Annotated in this window: 14 protein-coding genes; 8 read left to right on the top strand and 6 right to left on the bottom strand. The window is 27.1% G+C overall.

Features of this window, described 5'->3' with window-relative positions; translation table 11 throughout:
- The first annotated feature begins 208 nt into the window (after window positions 1-208).
- The 3 genes from IPP08_02285 (at window position 209) to IPP08_02275 (ending at window position 2663) form a co-directional block, all read left to right on the top strand.
- Window positions 209-535, top strand: coding sequence for a hypothetical protein (locus IPP08_02285; GenBank protein QQS67023.1), 327 nt, complete (start codon window positions 209-211; stop codon window positions 533-535).
- A 91-nt stretch (window positions 536-626) separates the two neighbouring features.
- A complete protein-coding gene (locus IPP08_02280) occupies window positions 627-1892 on the top strand; it encodes an adenylosuccinate synthase (GenBank protein ID QQS67022.1) in 1266 nt (421 codons plus the stop codon).
- A gap of 87 nt (window positions 1893-1979) precedes the next feature.
- Window positions 1980-2663 (top strand): (d)CMP kinase, encoded by a 684-nt coding sequence (locus IPP08_02275; protein QQS67814.1) that lies wholly within the window; start codon window positions 1980-1982, stop codon window positions 2661-2663.
- A 33-nt stretch (window positions 2664-2696) separates the two neighbouring features.
- On the opposite strand, the gene IPP08_02270 is transcribed toward IPP08_02275, so the two are convergent.
- The 3 genes from IPP08_02270 to ssb all read right to left on the bottom strand — a co-directional run bounded on the left by IPP08_02270 (window position 2697) and on the right by ssb (window position 8011).
- Window positions 2697-5783 carry an SMC family ATPase gene (locus IPP08_02270; protein ID QQS67021.1) on the bottom strand — a complete coding sequence of 1029 codons (3087 nt, stop codon included), beginning with the start codon at window positions 5781-5783 and terminating at the stop codon, window positions 2697-2699.
- Window positions 5780-7000, bottom strand: coding sequence for an exonuclease subunit SbcD (gene sbcD, locus IPP08_02265; protein ID QQS67020.1), 1221 nt, complete (start codon window positions 6998-7000; stop codon window positions 5780-5782). The genes IPP08_02270 and sbcD overlap by 4 nt, the downstream gene beginning before the upstream one ends.
- Before the next feature lie 549 nt (window positions 7001-7549).
- Window positions 7550-8011, bottom strand: coding sequence for a single-stranded DNA-binding protein (gene ssb, locus IPP08_02260; GenBank protein ID QQS67019.1), 462 nt, complete (start codon window positions 8009-8011; stop codon window positions 7550-7552).
- 198 nt (window positions 8012-8209) lie between these two features.
- On the opposite strand from ssb, the gene IPP08_02255 reads away from it, so the two are divergent.
- On the top strand, window positions 8210-9199 hold the full coding sequence (locus IPP08_02255; protein ID QQS67018.1) for a helix-turn-helix domain-containing protein: 990 nt from the start codon (window positions 8210-8212) through the stop codon (window positions 9197-9199).
- Between the two features lie 78 nt (window positions 9200-9277).
- Entirely contained in the window at window positions 9278-10297 is a 1020-nt protein-coding gene (locus IPP08_02250) for a hypothetical protein (protein ID QQS67017.1), read from the top strand.
- Window positions 10298-10412: 115 nt separating this feature from the next.
- On the opposite strand, the gene IPP08_02245 is transcribed toward IPP08_02250, so the two are convergent.
- Window positions 10413-11294, bottom strand: coding sequence for a sugar ABC transporter permease (locus tag IPP08_02245; protein ID QQS67016.1), 882 nt, complete (start codon window positions 11292-11294; stop codon window positions 10413-10415).
- Window positions 11295-11341: 47 nt separating this feature from the next.
- Window positions 11342-11881, bottom strand: a complete 540-nt coding sequence (locus IPP08_02240) for a hypothetical protein (protein ID QQS67015.1) — start codon at window positions 11879-11881, stop codon at window positions 11342-11344.
- 197 nt (window positions 11882-12078) lie between these two features.
- Here IPP08_02240 and IPP08_02235 point away from each other — a divergent pair, with 197 nt between their 5' ends.
- Together IPP08_02235 and IPP08_02230 are read left to right on the top strand one after the other, a co-directional pair.
- Window positions 12079-12639 carry a hypothetical protein gene (locus tag IPP08_02235; protein ID QQS67014.1) on the top strand — a complete coding sequence of 187 codons (561 nt, stop codon included), beginning with the start codon at window positions 12079-12081 and terminating at the stop codon, window positions 12637-12639.
- Window positions 12632-13045 carry a hypothetical protein gene (locus IPP08_02230; protein ID QQS67013.1) on the top strand — a complete coding sequence of 138 codons (414 nt, stop codon included), beginning with the start codon at window positions 12632-12634 and terminating at the stop codon, window positions 13043-13045. The genes IPP08_02235 and IPP08_02230 overlap by 8 nt, the downstream gene beginning before the upstream one ends.
- A gap of 231 nt (window positions 13046-13276) precedes the next feature.
- On the opposite strand, the gene IPP08_02225 is transcribed toward IPP08_02230, so the two are convergent.
- The gene (locus tag IPP08_02225) at window positions 13277-14626 is read right to left on the bottom strand and encodes an N-acetylmuramoyl-L-alanine amidase (protein QQS67012.1); all 1350 of its coding nucleotides are present in this window, start codon (window positions 14624-14626) and stop codon (window positions 13277-13279) included.
- A 316-nt stretch (window positions 14627-14942) separates the two neighbouring features.
- Between IPP08_02225 and IPP08_02220 the strand changes: the two genes are divergently transcribed.
- On the top strand, window positions 14943-17291 hold the full coding sequence (locus IPP08_02220; GenBank protein QQS67011.1) for an endonuclease MutS2: 2349 nt from the start codon (window positions 14943-14945) through the stop codon (window positions 17289-17291).
- Window positions 17292-17295 lie beyond the last annotated feature (4 nt).

Here is a 17295-nt window from a genome sequence, read left to right as displayed (position 1 = left end):
ACTTACCAAGCAATTAAATCAATGTTTCTATCAATAAAATTTAAAAAAAATTCTCATTATTTATAAATTATTTTTTTTGTATAAATTTTAACTTTAGGTTGAAAAATATTTCTTAATAATAAAATTGATAGAACTATTTTTGAAATATATTTAACCTAAAAATGTGTAATTTTCACTAACAAGTTATTTTTTTACTTTTAACCATCAAATGATAATTGCTGTTGCAGGACCATATTCAGCTGATACTGAAGAAAAAAAAGAAATAAATCTAAAGAATTTGAATGTTGTTGGAGCTAAGTTACTTGAATTAGGTCACGTACCTATAATTGGTATAAATGCTGCTTTAAGAGTAATTGAGCAGTCAAATACTGTTGATAAGAACAAAGGAATCATGGATATTTCTATGGCAGTTTTAAACTGCTGTGAAGCTCTATTAATAATAGGAGAAAGTCCTGGTGCTTTAAAAGAAAAATTTTATATGAAAAATTTAGGTCGTCCAATATTTCATTCAATTAATGAAGTAATGAAAATCTAATTTAAGAGTAAAAGTAAATTCTATTTTTCCTTATTAAATTCTGCAATTCTAAATTATCGTCAAATCAAAATCAAATTATACTAGTAAATTAATGTCAGTTCAAATTATTGTTGGTGCTCAATGGGGAGATGAAGGAAAAGGAAAAATAGTGGATTTACTTGCTGAGAAATCGGACATAGTTGCAAGATACCAAGGTGGAGCAAACGCTGGTCATACTATTGTTGTGGGTGATAGAAAATATGTTCTTCATTTGATTCCTTCTGGAATTCTTCATGATGGAGTAATTTGTGTAATTGGAAATGGGGTTGTTATAGACCCTACAGCTCTTATGGAGGAAATTACTCTTCTTGAATCTTTTGGAATTTCTGTTTCTGGTAGATTAAAAATTAGCCATAATGCTCATTTAATAATGCCATATCATAAGCAACTCGATAAGCTTCAAGAAAGTGGTCAAAGAATTGGAACAACGGGCAGAGGGATTGGTCCTGCTTATATTGATAAATATAATAGATCTGGTATTAGAATTGTTGATTTGTTGGATAGAGATAAACTCTCTGAAAAATTTAGATCTGCAATTCAACAAAAAAACAAATCATTTGACAAATTATATGATTCAGTTCAGTTAGACGTTGAAAAGACTATTACAGAATATCTGGAATTTGATAAGAGAATAGATTCTTTTATTACCGACACAACTTACTTTTTAAATGACGCAATAAAATCAGGCAAAAACTTGTTACTTGAAGGTGCTCAAGGTGCTTTATTAGATATTGATCATGGAACTTATCCATTTGTTACAAGTTCTTCACCTACTAGTGGTGGTGCTTGCACAGGGCTTGGAGTTCCTCCAACATCTATTACAAATGTAATTGGAATAGCAAAAGCTTACTGCACTAGAGTGGGTAACGGACCATTTCCAACTGAACTTGTAGATGGAATTGGTGAAACTCTTAGAAGTGAAGGACAAGAATTTGGAGCTACTACTGGCAGACCAAGAAGATGTGGATGGTTAGATTTATTTGCTTTAAAATACTCTTGTATGATTAACGGAGTGAAAGAAATTGCTTTAACTAAATTTGATGTTTTAAATAAATTCTCAGAAATAAAGGTTTGTACAAGTTACACTATAGATGGAAAATTTGTAAAATATTTCCCTAGTGATGCAGTTACACTAGAGAAAGTAATACCAATATTTGAAACTTTAAAAGGTTGGAATACTGAATTAAAAAATTTTGATGGTTTTGATAATTTACCTTCAGAAGCTCAAAATTATATTTCATTTATAGAAAATTATTTAGAAGTAAAAATATCATCAATTGGTACAGGACCCGCAAGAAATCAAATGATTCTAAGATAAATCATATTTTTTTATTCTATATTTTTTAAAGTATATCCTGTTGCAATTTGTCAGGATCTAATTTTATAACTAATAATTATATTTATGATAAGGGATAAAATTGTAATAGCAATTGATGGTCCTGCTGCTTCAGGAAAAAGTACTACTGCAAAGTTGGTTGCAAAAAAACTCAATTTAAATTACATTGATACAGGTGCTATGTATCGTGCAATTACTTTAGCAGTATTACAAGCCGGAGTATCCCCGAGTAATAAAGATGATGTAGAGTTCATTGCAATGAATGTAAATATAAAAATTGAGCATGATAAAGAATTTCTTTTAAAAGTAATGCTTAATGAAATAGATGTTTCTAAGGAAATTCGTAAAAATGATATTTCTAATAATGTTTCAGTTGTTTGTATGTATCCACTTGTTAGAAAAAGAATGGTTGAGTTGCAAAGGGAAATGGGTAAAAAAGGAGGCGTTGTTTTAGATGGAAGAGATATTGGAACTGTTGTTTATCCTAATGCTGATGTTAAAATTTATATGATAGCAAATATAGAATCAAGAGCTAAAAGAAGATTTTTGGAATTAGAAAAGTCTGGTGAAATAATTGATTTAAAAGATTTGATTAAAGATATTTTAGAACGTGATAGAATTGATTCAACTAGAGATGAAAGTCCACTAAAAAAAGCAGATGATGCAATAGAGTTAGATACTTCTAATATGTCAATAACTGAGCAAGTTAATTCAGTTTTGAAAATTATTGAAACTAAAACAAATGTGTTATAAAATAAAATAGTATGAACTTTTTTAAAACAAAAATTATTTCCAACTTGTTTCAATTATACTACCTTTATCTTTGTCTTTTCTAATTTTCAAATACACATCAATTTCCTGCTTGACTTCTTCCACATGTGAAATTACACCAACAATTCTGTTTTCATTAAGTAACGATTTTAATGTATCAAATACATTCTCAAGTGTAGATTTATCTAATGAACCAAAACCTTCATCTAAAAAAAAGAAATTCTGTTTAGAGTTACTATAAGTTTGAATACTTCCAGATAATGCTAATGCTAACGAAAGTGCTGCTTGAAATTTTTGCCCACCAGATAAAGTAAAAGCTCCTCGAACTTTTCCACCATTTAAAAAATCTTTTACTTCAAAATTATTGTCTTCTGTTACAACTAGTTTATAATTCTGAGAAGTCATTTTATAGAATCTTTCATTTGCTGAATCGCAAAGTTGATTCAAATAAACTGAAATAATATAATCTAAAAATCCTTTTCCTTTTGCTACAAAATGTGATTTTAGTAAATTTAAATTGAAAGCTCTGATATTTAAATTCTCTAAGTTATTATTAAAATTACTTACTTCTATTATTGCTTTTTTATAATTGCTAATGGTTGATTTTAAACTTCCTTCTGAAACTCGTAACTCATTCTGTTCCTTTGTTACACTATCTAAATCAAACTTTAATTTTTCATGTAATTCACTATTATAAACTTCACCATTTGATTGATTAAAAAAATCTAATTTATTTTTTTCACAAGTATTAATATCAAGTTTAAACTGTTCAATCTCTTTTCGAACTACTTCAACATTTAGGTTTTTATTTAAAATTACATTAACTTCTTCTACATTATTGAAGTTGTTTTCAATTAACTTTTCATTTAACTTCTCAATCTCTTCTTTAAGTTGAAACTCAATATCTTCTAGCATAGTTTTCTGAGAAATTATTTGTCCATCTAATACATTTTTTTTAATCTCAACTTCCTTAAGTTGTTTTTCTTTTATTTCAAAATTATTATCAATTGATATTATCTCCTGGTTTAAGCTCTTAATTTTAATTTCAATTTGAGTATTATTCATCATTTCTACTTCTTGAAAATTGCTCAATTTTACCACTTCCTTCAAGGTATTACATTTGGTCTCAATTGTAATTAGCTCATTCCCATACTTAAGTATTTCACTTTCATCCTGTTTTTTATTTTGATTTTTTTTATCAATATCATTCCTCAACTTTTCAATAAAAGATTTACATATTTCGATTTGCTCACTATTTAACTTTGCAATTTTATAGTTGTTAATAATCTCATATTCATCAATCAGTTTATAATCACTCCATACAAACAATGCATCATGATTTTTTAAATCATTTTGTTGTTTATTAATTTTTTCATTTAACCTGATATTTGAGTCCAAATAGATTTTTTTATTTGAATGTAATTCTTTCAATTTTTCGAATAATAAATCTAGACTTTTAATTCTTTCTTTACATTTTATCTTTTTATTATCATTAATGTAATTATTCTGTAAATCATTCGTTACCAATGGCTTTGGGTGCTCAAGAGATCCACATAATGGGCAAGCTTCTCCATTAGATAATGTTTGTGTAAACTCTTTTAATTTTTGTTGAACTGTAACTAAATTTATCTCTTTATCTATGTGAATAATTTCTATTTCGATACTCTTTTTCTTGTCACTTATTTGATTACTAATTTTAATTTCATTATTTTTTATCAATCCATTTGAGATTGCATTTTCTATTGTATTTTTTAACTCTTCTTCAATTTTTAAAATTTCATTTAAATTAAATTTATTTTCAACTTTAGTATCATCCAAATTTTTCATGAAATTATTTTTCAAATTGAACCAATACTTAATTTCAGAAAGTGTTTGCAAATTACGTGCAGTTAAATTCAAATTTTCAACTTCATTTATTTTGACATTTAATTGCTCATTAATATTTTTAATTTCAAAATCATAATTTTCAATACTTCTCTTAATTTTATCTATATTTATTTTTTTTCTATTTAAGGAAGATATTAAATTATTTATTTCAATTATGCAATTAAAATCATTTACTTTTTGAATCAAATCATTTTTATTTTCATATTTAGTTTTAATTAAATTGAATTCCTCTAATAGACTTTCTAAGGAAACTTCAAGTTTAATTCTGTCTGATTCATCACTTTTAATTGATGAAACTTTTGAGGAATATTCAATTTTTTTGTTTTCAATACTCGAAAGCATAAATTTAAACTCTCTGTAACATTTTTCATAATTCTTCAACTGATTAGATTTTTCCAAATAGAATTGTTTCTTAGAATTAAGATTTTCTAGTCGAGAATTATTTGCATCTATCTGATTAAATATATTTTTTAACCAGTCATATTTTTTGTCTTGGGTTGAGAACTTATCTAATATTTCATCATTCTGTTCAATCAACTTTTTAACTTCATTTAGATTCCTTTCTTCGTTCTCCAAAACTTCATTAGAAACATCTCCAATTTGTGATATCTTAGCATTTATTTGATTTATTTTCTCATTATTAATTTTATCTAAATAATCAATTTTTTTGTAAAGATTATATTTGCTTAAGTCAAATATCTCCTCCATCATTGATCTTTTATCTGTCCCACTTAGTTCTAAAAATTCTTGAAATTTATTTTGAGGAATAATTACTGTTCTTTTAAAATTATCATAACTTAAATTTAATATTAATTTTCCATCAATTGATTCTAATGGCATCCATTGTTCATCAATTTTTTTATAAGCTTTACGATCAATTGTTTTTACATCTTCAAATTTCTTTTTGTTCCTTTTTGCCGAAGCAGTAAATCTATATTCAATTTCTTTCCCGTCAGATCCATGAACAAATATGAAATCAATATGGAATTCATTTGAAAGTAAATTCATCATATTATAACTACGATTTTGTTGCTTATTCATTCTTACAGTTTCACCATACAATGCATAAGTTATAGCTTCTAAAATTACAGATTTCCCACTCCCAACTTCTCCAAAAATTCCAAACAACCCAGACTCTGTAAGGTGCTTGAAATTGATGGTCTGCTCTTCTTTATAAGAATAGATTCCTTTTAATGTAAGTGAAATAGGTTTCATTTATCTTCTGTTATTTCGGTTGCAATTACTTCTCTAAACAATTCCATCAATTGATTATTCGGTTTTTGATTAGTTTTCCATTCAAAATAATCTCTATACAATTCCTCAATATTTTTATTCAAATCAATATTTCTTGTTAAGGAAACCTCATTTGGATTAATACTAGTTTGAGGTATAATACAATGAATTCTTTTATGTGCCATTCTCAATCTCTTACCATCTTCATCCGAAAAACTATTTTCTGAAACAATAGTAATTTCTACAATTGCTTCAGAATTTTCAGTTAACCATTCAACAGCTTTATCGATATTATCAAAAGTACTTCTCAACAATTTCCTACCATTAACTAAAGGTATATCTTTAATAGTTACCTCATCACCTGGTTCAGCATTGATGAGAACTACATACTTTGTTTGGTTGGTTTCTCCAAAACTATAAGCAATTGGACTACTACTATAAACAACATTTTTCTCAATTGATATTCTTCTATGCAAATGACCCAAAGCAGAATATTGGATCTGTTTTGGAATATCATTAGAATAAATTACTTGAGCACCACCAACATGCAAGATTGATTTTTCATCTTCATCTTCTAATTCAATATCATTCCCTTTTTTAGAAAAAAACAAATGTGCGACTAACAAATTCACACCGCTATTATCACAATATTTATCAGCAATTTCTTTCCAATGATTTTTAAGAATTAATCTTAACTCATCTTCAGAATTATCTTGACCTAAAAAAGTTTTTAGAGTTTGTTCATTAGCATAAGGAGTTAATAAAACTCTAATAGGAATATCAGAAGTAGGCAACTTAATTTCAATAAAACCTTTATCACTTTTAATTATAGAAAATCCATTACTGACATCCAATAATTTTATCTCACAATTAGGATAACCAGCAAATATTATTCCACATTCACGTGCTAATACATCAGCAGAATCAACTCTATCTGGTGAATCATGATTTCCTGCAATGGCTATAACTGGCTTAGTACCATTATTAGTAAGTCTTTTAAGAATTGTATAAAGTAATTCGATAGATTCGCTGGTAGGGTTTTTATTATCAAACAAATCACCAGCAATTATAATTATATCTGGATTTTCTTTATCTGAGATTTCACATATCTCATTTAATACTTTTCGTTGTTCCTCAAAGCGAGAAAATTCGCCTAATCTTTTACCTATATGCCAATCTGCAGTATGAAGTATTTTCATAACAATTTTTAGTATAAGATATTAGAAAAATAATAATTAGAATTAAAAAATACAAACCTGATAAATAAAAGTTGTAGATGATAAAATTATATTTGTCATCTAAGTTTATCAATTCAAAGTAAGTGTTCTTTAGTTTTACCAAGATCTACTTTAAATTTTCAAAAGAAGAATTGATTGAATTTACTAAAATGTGTTGTCTGATTTTTTATTAAGTTATTTCAATACTCCTTAAAGGGTAAATTAATCTTCAATTAGGAAATCAATTAGCAAAATTATTTTTGAAGTAAAGTACAATTCCGATTTCTATTATTTTTAAGTTTGATTTGTTTAAAAAAAAACTCCCAGAAACTGAGAACTTTTTGATTGAGTTCTATAATCTGAGAGATTTCACTAACTTAGTAATAAAGTTTTTGAGTTGCTTAATCATTCATTACAAATAATTTAAAATGATTTGGTATTTATTATATTAACAAGCTAAAAATTAACATTATAAGTTTAAATATTTTTTTAGAAAGTAAAACTTCTTGAAAAATATATTAACCTATTAAATTAAAAAGGTAAATCATCATTTTGATTAGATGAAGGTGAATCATTATGTGAATTAGTATTTGACGTACCACTATTATTATTAACTTGTGCATTTGAACCAGAATTAGATTCATCATTTCTTTGACCAACACTATCTAAAAAAGCAAAATCGCTTCCTACAATTTCGGTTACATACCTAGTAACACCATCTTTATCATCATACTTCCTGCTTTGTAATCTTCCTTCAACATACATTTGGCTTCCTTTTTTCATATATTGATTGATAATTTCGCCAGGTTTCCCCCAGAAAACAATTGTATGCCATTCAGCACGTTCAACAGTATTCCCTTCTTTATCTTTATAACTTTCGTCTGTTACCATTTTGAAAGTGCATACTGGCTGACCGGTTTGTGTATATCTCAATTCTGGAGCATTGGGTTGAATACGTCCAATAATCATAACCTTGTTTAATCCTCTTGCCATTTTTTTAATAAATAATTTGATAATGAATTGTTAATTTGTTACTTATAAGTAACGCCTACTTATTATGAATGTGCAACTTATGAAATTCCTTCAAACAAATTTCAACTCATATTTCGTATTTTTAAAATATTTTTAAATTGAATTTAATTATTCATTTTAATTTTCTAAAAAAAGAAAAATAACAACATTAAAAGCAGAATGTCAATAGGAGAAAAATTAAAATCGGCTCGTGAGCAAAATAAATTAAGTGTTGCTGATATAGCCAGAAGATCATATATACAACCCAAGTTTATACAAGCAATTGATGATAATAATTTAGAGTTTATTCCAGCTTCTCACAGGAAACATTTCATTAAAGAGTATGCTAAATTAGTTGGTTTAAATTCGAATGAGGTTTTAGAAGAATTAGGAATTCAATCAAAACAAGTTCTTAGTTTCACTAAAGTAGATTTACCAATTGTTGAAAGTAATAATTTAAAAGCTCCAAGTTATTCTTTTAGTTCATTTGCACAAAAATCTGAATCTGAATCTCTAAATCCAAAAGATAAAAAAAATAAAAATCTTTCTTATTATACTAATACTCAAAGTGCATTTGATACAAGTATTATAAAAAATGTTATTTCAATTGTTGTTGTTTTACTTTTGATTGGAACTGGAATCTATTACTTTTACTTTAAAGTGGATGACACCTCTGTAGCTCAGAAGGGATTGCAGTCAATGACTAAAGACAATCAATTTGCAGACTCTCCAAGTGATGTTTCACCTAGATTTGATGATGATTCATTATCTGCAATTTTATCAGCTCAAATAAAAGATAGCTTAAGGCTTGATGGTCATGCAGTTGCACAGGTTTGGTACTCAGTTCTTTTAGATGGTTCTAGAACTGAAACTGGAGTGATAGATAGTGGACAGACTAAAACTTGGCGAGCAGAAAAAAACTTCAGAGTCTCTTTGGGTAATGCTGGTAATCTTCAATTATATCTTAATGAGAAACCATTAGGTGTTTTGGGACCAAAGCAATCAGCTGTTAAAAGTCAATTGATTGACTCAATTGGAGTACATAGAGTGACAGCAATTATTACAAAAAAGAGCTCAGTTGTTACAACAAAATCAAAAAAACCTAAACCTTCTTTGATGAAAGTTATAACGCCAACTGAAGTAAGACCATCCACCTCAGGGAATCCATAATTTTTACTTTAAAGAATTTTTATTAGAAAATATTTATAAATAAATAAGGCTTATAATTTTTAATCTCTCATTAAAAAAATGAAAAAGATATTAGTTTTAGTTCTATTAGTTTTAGCATCAATTATATCTGCATGTAAAAAAGATGCCCCAAAACCAGAAACGGTTTCAAGCTATACAGAATATTCAGATCCATCTTTAAAGTTTGGAGTTAAGTATCCAAAAGGATGGGCTCAGGCAGTTGACCCAGGTAAAGTTGCTATGTTTTATTCATCTGAAAAGATTCAATCTGGATTTACAGATTTTGATCCTCAAGGTGAGCGTGGTGCTAAAATCATGGTAGGATCAATGATTGGAGGTGATGCAGAATTACAAACATCTATTGAAGGAATGAAATCTGTTTTCACAGATCCAAACGTATTTAAAAATGAGGGGATTACAACACTCAATGGCATGTCAGCTACTAAAGTTAGTTATGCTTTTGATGTAGAAGACACTAAATTTAAAGCTGAAAGATATTATGTAATTAAAGATAGTGTTATTACTTATTTAGAAACTGGAGTAATAGGGAATTATGACGATTATAAAGTTATATTTGATGAAGTTCAAAAAGCTTTTGTAACTGGATCAATTGCAAAAGCTGCAGCTGTAGTTACTACTAATGATTCTGCTAATGCTAAGCCAGCAGATTTAACTGAACCTCCTTCAACTACATTAAAAAGTTTTTCTAGTCCTAATTTTACAATCCAACATCCAGCAAACTTTAGTCCAACAAATGGAAATAAAGGTACTGTTACTTTTACAGGAGCAAGAAATGATTGTTCAATTCAAATAGATATACTAGATCCTAAAGGAATTGCATTAGATAAAATAGTTGAACAAAATAAAAAGGCTTATAAGTCAGCTGCTTCTGCAACAAAAGTAGGTAATTTACCAGGATTCGTATTTAATTACAATGGCGGTAAGAACGTTGCAAGTAAAGCATATTTTGCAATGAATGGAGTTAAACTTTATCGAATAACTGTTAATTATTTCATCCCTCAAAAAGATAACTACTTGCCAGTTTTTGAGAAATGTATATCAACTTTTTCTTCTAAATAATTTTTTATAGAACAAATTTAATTTATATGAAATTTTTAAGGGATTGTAATTTTTTTTTACAATCCCTTTTAGTTAAACAAACTATTTGTTTTATAAAAACAACAAATTTCTAAAATTATTTTTCTGTCAATATTCTCCTTTGAATTATTGATGTAACTAATATTATTAGAAATACAACATATGCAATTGCTGATGCATATCCCATTTTATCAGATTTTTCAAAAGCATTTTCAAATACTTGGTAAACTAAAGTTGTAGTAGAGTTTAATGGACCCCCTTTTGTCATTACATAAATTTCAGTGAAAACTTGGAAAGACCTTATAGTATTAATTACAATTATAAAAAGTAACATTGGCTTTAATGATGGTAAAGTAATATTTTTAAACTGATTCCAATTATCAGCTCCATCTAAAGACGAAGCTTCATAAAGTTCACTTGGGATTGTTTGTAAAGCAGCTAAAAATAAAATCACATAATAACCTATTGCAATCCACACATCCATTCCCATAATTGCAAGTAAAGCTGTTCCAGTATTCATAAGCCAACCTTCCTTAGGATATGGTATTCCAATGAATTTTAAAAGACTATTTAAATACCCATCATGTGAAAAAAGATTTGTAAAAATTAACGAAAGAACTACAATAGAAGTAACAGATGGAATGAAGTAAGCAGATCGATAAAAATTTTTCCATCTTATATTTTGATTTAATGCAATTGCTAAAGCTAAAGCACAAATAGTTGTAAATGGAATTGTTCCAACTACGAATATTAAAGTATTACTTAATGCTTTTAAAAAAACTGTATCATTGAATAATGACTTATAATTATCAAATCCAATAAACACAGTTTCATTGCTAAGAGTTGAGTACTTTGTAAAACTTAAGTATAATGAATAAATTAAAGGGTAAAGCCAAAAAAGTAAAAGTGTAATTATCCATGGAGTAAGATAAAGCCAAGTAATTACAGGGTTTTCAGTTGCACTTCTTTTTTTTAGCATTATCTAAATACTTTAATAAAGTCAAATTGGAAATTTGATAATTTTGTTTACTGAAAAGATCTCCAGCCAAATAAATTATTTATATCTATCTCAACAACAGGGAACCTATTTGATATTTTTTCACTTTTCACCCATTTGATTAATTTGTCTAATGGAACAACTGTTTTTCTAACTCTACCAATTAAACAAAAACTTGCATCAATATCATAACAGAAATACCATAAAAACTCTTTAGATGCAGCAATCACATGAATCACTGTTCCAAACTCATGAAAGTGCGTGTAATATCTATTTGAAATGGAAATATGTCTTTCATCATCTTCAGGGTCTCTTTCGGTAATTACACATTTTAAATCAACATAATTAATATAGGAATTAAGTACATCAACAGAAACAAATTCAAGTAAAGTTCCTTCAGGAAGAATATCATCAGTAAGCAAAGAAGGGTTATTTGCACTTACATAATATTGGAATACTGATCTATTTTTCTTTAATTCAACTTTTCTATTTGGTTTAGAATCATTATTCTGAATTGTCAGAAAATCATTCTCATTAAGATTTAATATTTTCTTCTGAATATTTCCCATATTATTTAGTTAACTAAAATAAGAAGTTATTAAAAATTATATTACTTTTATTTGGAGTTATTAGTAAAATCAAAATTCTAATATTTGTAAGATTTGATATTTTAACCTGATAATAAAGTTGAAATTTTATTTAATAATTATTTTCTTAAATTTGTTTATAAAAATGATTTTAAAATTAAAATATATTAAATTCACAGTTGAAAAAATTTCTTTTACAGATTAGTCAAAAATGGATTGAAGAAGATAAATTAAGTTATTCTATCAAAACAAGTACAGCATTAACTTTAATTTATGTTGTAATATTATTCCCAGCAATAATATTAATCAACACTATTTTTAATTATGCATTCAAAACTTATACAAAAACTCATCCTTCAATTCAATTATTTTCTTTAGTATTGATAGCCTTATTTATATCAATTTCAATTGTAAATTTTATTGAATTTTACCTGACATACAATTACAAAAAGAAAAAATTTGAAATAAGTAAAGAATTAGAATCTATGTTTGAAAATCATGAATTAGATACAAACATTAGAAACAAATTGAGAGAGTTTTATGGTGATGATAATTACAGATTATTCCAAAATTTTACCATTTTTTCAGGATTAATACCTGTCTTTTATTTTCTTGGATCTTATAATTTTTTATTTGATGGAGGTGAAATTAGATCTTATTTAGTATCTACATTGTTTTCATGTCTCTTTTTGTTTTATGTAGTTTATTTCATCTATAAAAACAAAAACATTAATGAATAAAATAATTTTAATATTAATTGCAAGTATATTTATAATTGGATGTAATAGAGAAGAATCAAGAGTTAAAGAAATGATTGAAAACTTGGTTAGTTCTATGAGAGCAAATGATTTAAAAAAAACTTCTTCATTTTATGATGATGGAACTATTGAACCAATTACTTTAAGTGGAGATAGCAGTTCTATATACAGAATGGTAACAATTCCAGGTGGAAATAATTTTATATTGAATGACATTAATGTGAACCTAACTGGTGATAAAGAAGCTCAAGCTACATTACAGATAACTGCTGAAGTTATAAGGGAGGGTAAAGTTCAGGGGACTATGTTACAAAACATCAAATTACTCATAGAAAAAAATGAATATGGAGAATGGAAAATAATTTCAGGTAGTGAATCAAGATATTGATTACAAATCTTATAAATTTATTATTAACTCTAAATCAATTTAATTTTGTTTTTTATATCCTAAAATTAAACTGATTTTATTTTTGAAGAGCAGAATAAATAAAAGATTGGTATTATATTTTTCTCTTTCCATAAGGTAGTTTTAGAGTAGAATATTTTTAAAAATAATTTCTAGGTAATATCAAAAAAATCCAGTCCATCAATTTAATTTAATGGTAAGTCTTTTATTTTACTACTTTTTTAAATTCTTCAGGTAATTACAAACTCCAATTGCAACTGACTTAGCAATTTTGTTCTGTCCTGTTTTTGAGTTCATCAGAACTCTATCTTTTATATTAGTTAAGTAACCCATTTCAACTAATACTGCAGGCATTAATGTTCCTCCCAACACATAGAAATGAGCTTTCTGAATTCCTCTATTTTTTATACTTGTTCCTTTAGCCATGCTCTTAACTATCCAATTTGCAAGTTGCCAGCTGAATGCTTCATCTGCAATATCTACTTTTCTTTTCTCAGTTGTAAACAGAAAACTTTTTGAAAATAACATATCCATTCCATAACTTTTATTTTCTATAAACTCAGCAGAAGTAATATCTTTAGAACTTGATTCTAACTTTTCTCTGAAGATATAACATTCAAAACCATGTGCATCTTCTGGTGATTCAACTGCAGAATTACAATGTAATGAAACAAAAAGTTTGGCATTGTTTCTGTTTGCAATTCTACTCCTTTCTAATAATGAAATATAAGTATCGTCATCTCTTGTAATTATAATTTTTCCATTGGGAATCATTTGAGTTAACTCACGAACCAATTTTTTTCCTACAGATAAAGTAACGTTTTTCTCCATAGTTAAATCTTCATCAGAAATTGTACCAGGGTCTTCCCCACCATGCCCAGGGTCTATTACGATTGTATAATTACCTTTAAGTTTTAAATTTGCTATATCAATTTTAGTTTCATCTTTTTTTAGATTCTGATTATCTTTTGAATTGGTTTTAGTTCCTTTGCTTTTTGTATTGGAAATTTTAACTTTATCAGTTACTAATTTTTCTGAAATTGAATTAGTTTTATCAACTTTTATAACTTTAGTTACAATCTTTGAATCTGATTTTTTGGGGTCTATTTTACATATCTTTTTATTCTCAATTTTATTTTTATCTAGTGAATTGTTATTAGATAAATTATTTGATGGAATTACATTCAAAATTATTGTGGCTTGATTTCTAGTCAAATGATAATTTTCAATTTTATAATTAAATACTATATCAGAAACTAATACATCTTTTCTTTCAATCCTTGTTTTTACAGATTTAATGTTATTTCTATTTGATAATAATTTAACAATATTATTATTCATTAATACAGATTTCATTCTAAGCTGAATTGTATTAACATTTTTTTTCTCTACCACACATTTAGAAATTTTTACATTGAATTTGTAAACAATTTTAATGGAAGTTTTACTATTGGATAATTCAATTCCTTTTAGTTCTGAATATTTTATCTGTAAATTCTGAGATAACCCATTAAAAGTTAGGAATATCAATAATATATTTATAACTAATATTTTACTTATCATAATAATTAAAGTACATTTACAATTATTTGTATAACAATTTCAAATTAGAATTGAATCAATTTATTACATTTGAGATAATCTAAATTTTTAACACATATTTTGCATAATCCTCATTTTAAATTAATTAACTATTTTAACTTATAATTATTTATACTAATAAATGTTGCTATATTTTTATTAAACGTAACTTTATCATTTTATATGTTTTTATGCAACTTCAGTTTTAACGATAAAGTAAACTTACTAAATGTTTAAATTTTTGTGAAGTAATTTAAACAATCATCTAAAAAAAAATTTAATTCAATTAAATACATAAATGACTAGAGAACAACTATTAGAATCCAGTTTAGAACAGTTAGAATTTGAAAGAGTGCTTGAAGAAATTGCTCGTTGTACTACTTCATCGTTAGGTGTTGAGCACCTTGCAGATATGCTACCAATGATAGATAAAAGAACAATTGATTGGGAAATAAGTATGGTTTCTGAGATGAGATTTTTTTTACAAAAAGGAGAACAACCTCCTCTTAATGGTATTTATGATATTAGGAATGCACTTTCATTATCGAAAATTGCAGGAAGTATTTTGAATGGTGAAGATTTGATTCATATTGCAACAACAATCCAATCTTTAAGATTAGTACGTGATTTTTTTTCTACAAGAATAGATAAATCACCATCAATCAATGAGCTCACAAGTGAAATTCATTCTAATAAATTATTAGAAAGGCACATAACTGATACTGTTGATGATCAAGGTTTGATTAAAGATAATGCCAGCCCTGCATTGTATAAAATAAGAAGGGATATTATTGATAAAAGTGCCTCGTTAAGAGAACGATTAAATAGAATTTTAAGAAAAGTTTCTGATGAAGAACTTGTAACAGATGAATACGTTACCTTGAGAGAAGGCAGGTTGGTGTTACCAGTTAAAACTGAATACAAAAGAAGAATTCCAGGAATTATTCATGGTGAATCAAATACTGGATCAACTGTATTTTTAGAACCTGCCGAGATTTTCGATATGAACAATGAAATTGCAGAATTAACTTTTGCCGAACGTAGAGAAATTGAAAGAATCTTGAAAACTATAACATTAGAAATTGGAAATGATGCTACATATTTTCAAATTGGCTTAGATAAATTGAAGTTAGTGGATTCAATTTATGCACGATCAAAGTTTGCAGAAAAATATAATTGTATAGCTCCAATAATCTCAGAAAAAAGTGAGATTAGGTTGATAGATGCAAGACATCCTATTTTGATTTTAAGATTATCAAATGTTGTTCCCATGAGTATAGAACTTGATAATAATAAAAGATGTGTTGTTATATCTGGTCCAAATGCTGGAGGTAAAACTGTTGCAATGAAAACTTTAGGTCTAATTTGTATGATGGCTTTATGTGGTATGCACGTTCCAGCAGTTGAATGTTTAGTTCATCCTAGTTTTGTTTTCTCAGATATTGGAGACAAACAATCATTAGAAAATGATTTGTCTACATTTAGTTCTCATCTTTCCAGAATTAAAGAAATTTTGTTAAGAGCTCTTGAAAGCGATATAATATTGTTAGATGAAATTGGAACTGGGACTGATCCAGATGAAGGGAGTGCAATTGCTGCAGTAGTATTAAATGAACTGATTGAAAGGAAATGTTTTTCATTAGTTACAACTCATCATAGTTCTTTAAAAGTATTCGCTTATAATAATGAATTTGCAATAAATGCTGGAATGGAATTTGATGCTGCTCATATTACACCAACTTATAAATTCAATATTGGAAGCCCTGGAAATAGTTATGCTTTTGAATTAATAGAGCGATTAGGACTTCCCAAATCATTGATAATAGCTGCAAGAGAAAGGCTAGGTGAAGATAGGAATAACATGACTGATATAATCTTTAGAATGGAAAAAGATGCAGCTGAAGTTTCTAATTTAAAAAGTAAAATTACAATAGAAAGGAACTCAATTGAAGAGTTAAAAAGCAAAATTGAAATTCAACAAAAAGAATTTGAATCAAAAAAGAAAGAGTATCTTTTAGTTGCAAAAGCAGAAGCTCAATCAATAGTCAAAAATGCAAATTCTATGATTGAGAATGCTATTCGAGAAGTTAAATCAGGTGCATCACCAGATAGCATTAAGTTAATTAGGAATGCTATTGCAACCTTACATAAAGATTTGTCAATTAAATCATCAGAGAAAATTGAACCATTAATTAAATTTGAAATTGGAGATAAAGTAAAAATGATAAATGGTGGTTCTAGTATTGGAGAGATATGTAATGATCCAGATAGTCATGAACATATTGTGGTTCAATTTGGATCTGTTAAGATGAGAGTTTATATAGGTGATTTAGAGAAAGTTTCAAATAAAGAGGCAAGAAAAACAGAAAGAGCAAGCTCTCGGAAAGTGTTAAATAGTGCTCAAGCTGAAACAAGAATTGATGTTAGAGGAATGTATGGTGATGAAGCTATAAAAATAATTGAACAATCTTTCACAGCTGCTTTAAATTCCAATATTTCAATATTAGAAATTATACATGGCAAAGGAACTGGTGCTCTTAGAGAACGAATTCATAACCATTTAAGGAATCATCCTATTATTGAATCATATAGGCTTGGTGAACTTACTGAAGGGGGTGCTGGAGTAACTTACGTTGTATTTAAGTAGCAAG

This window comes from Chlorobiota bacterium, from assembly GCA_016700335.1.
Lineage (GTDB): Bacteria > Bacteroidota > Ignavibacteria > OLB7 > OLB7.
Note: the sequence above shows the minus strand (reverse complement) of the source record. Positions and strands in the feature narration are given on the sequence as shown.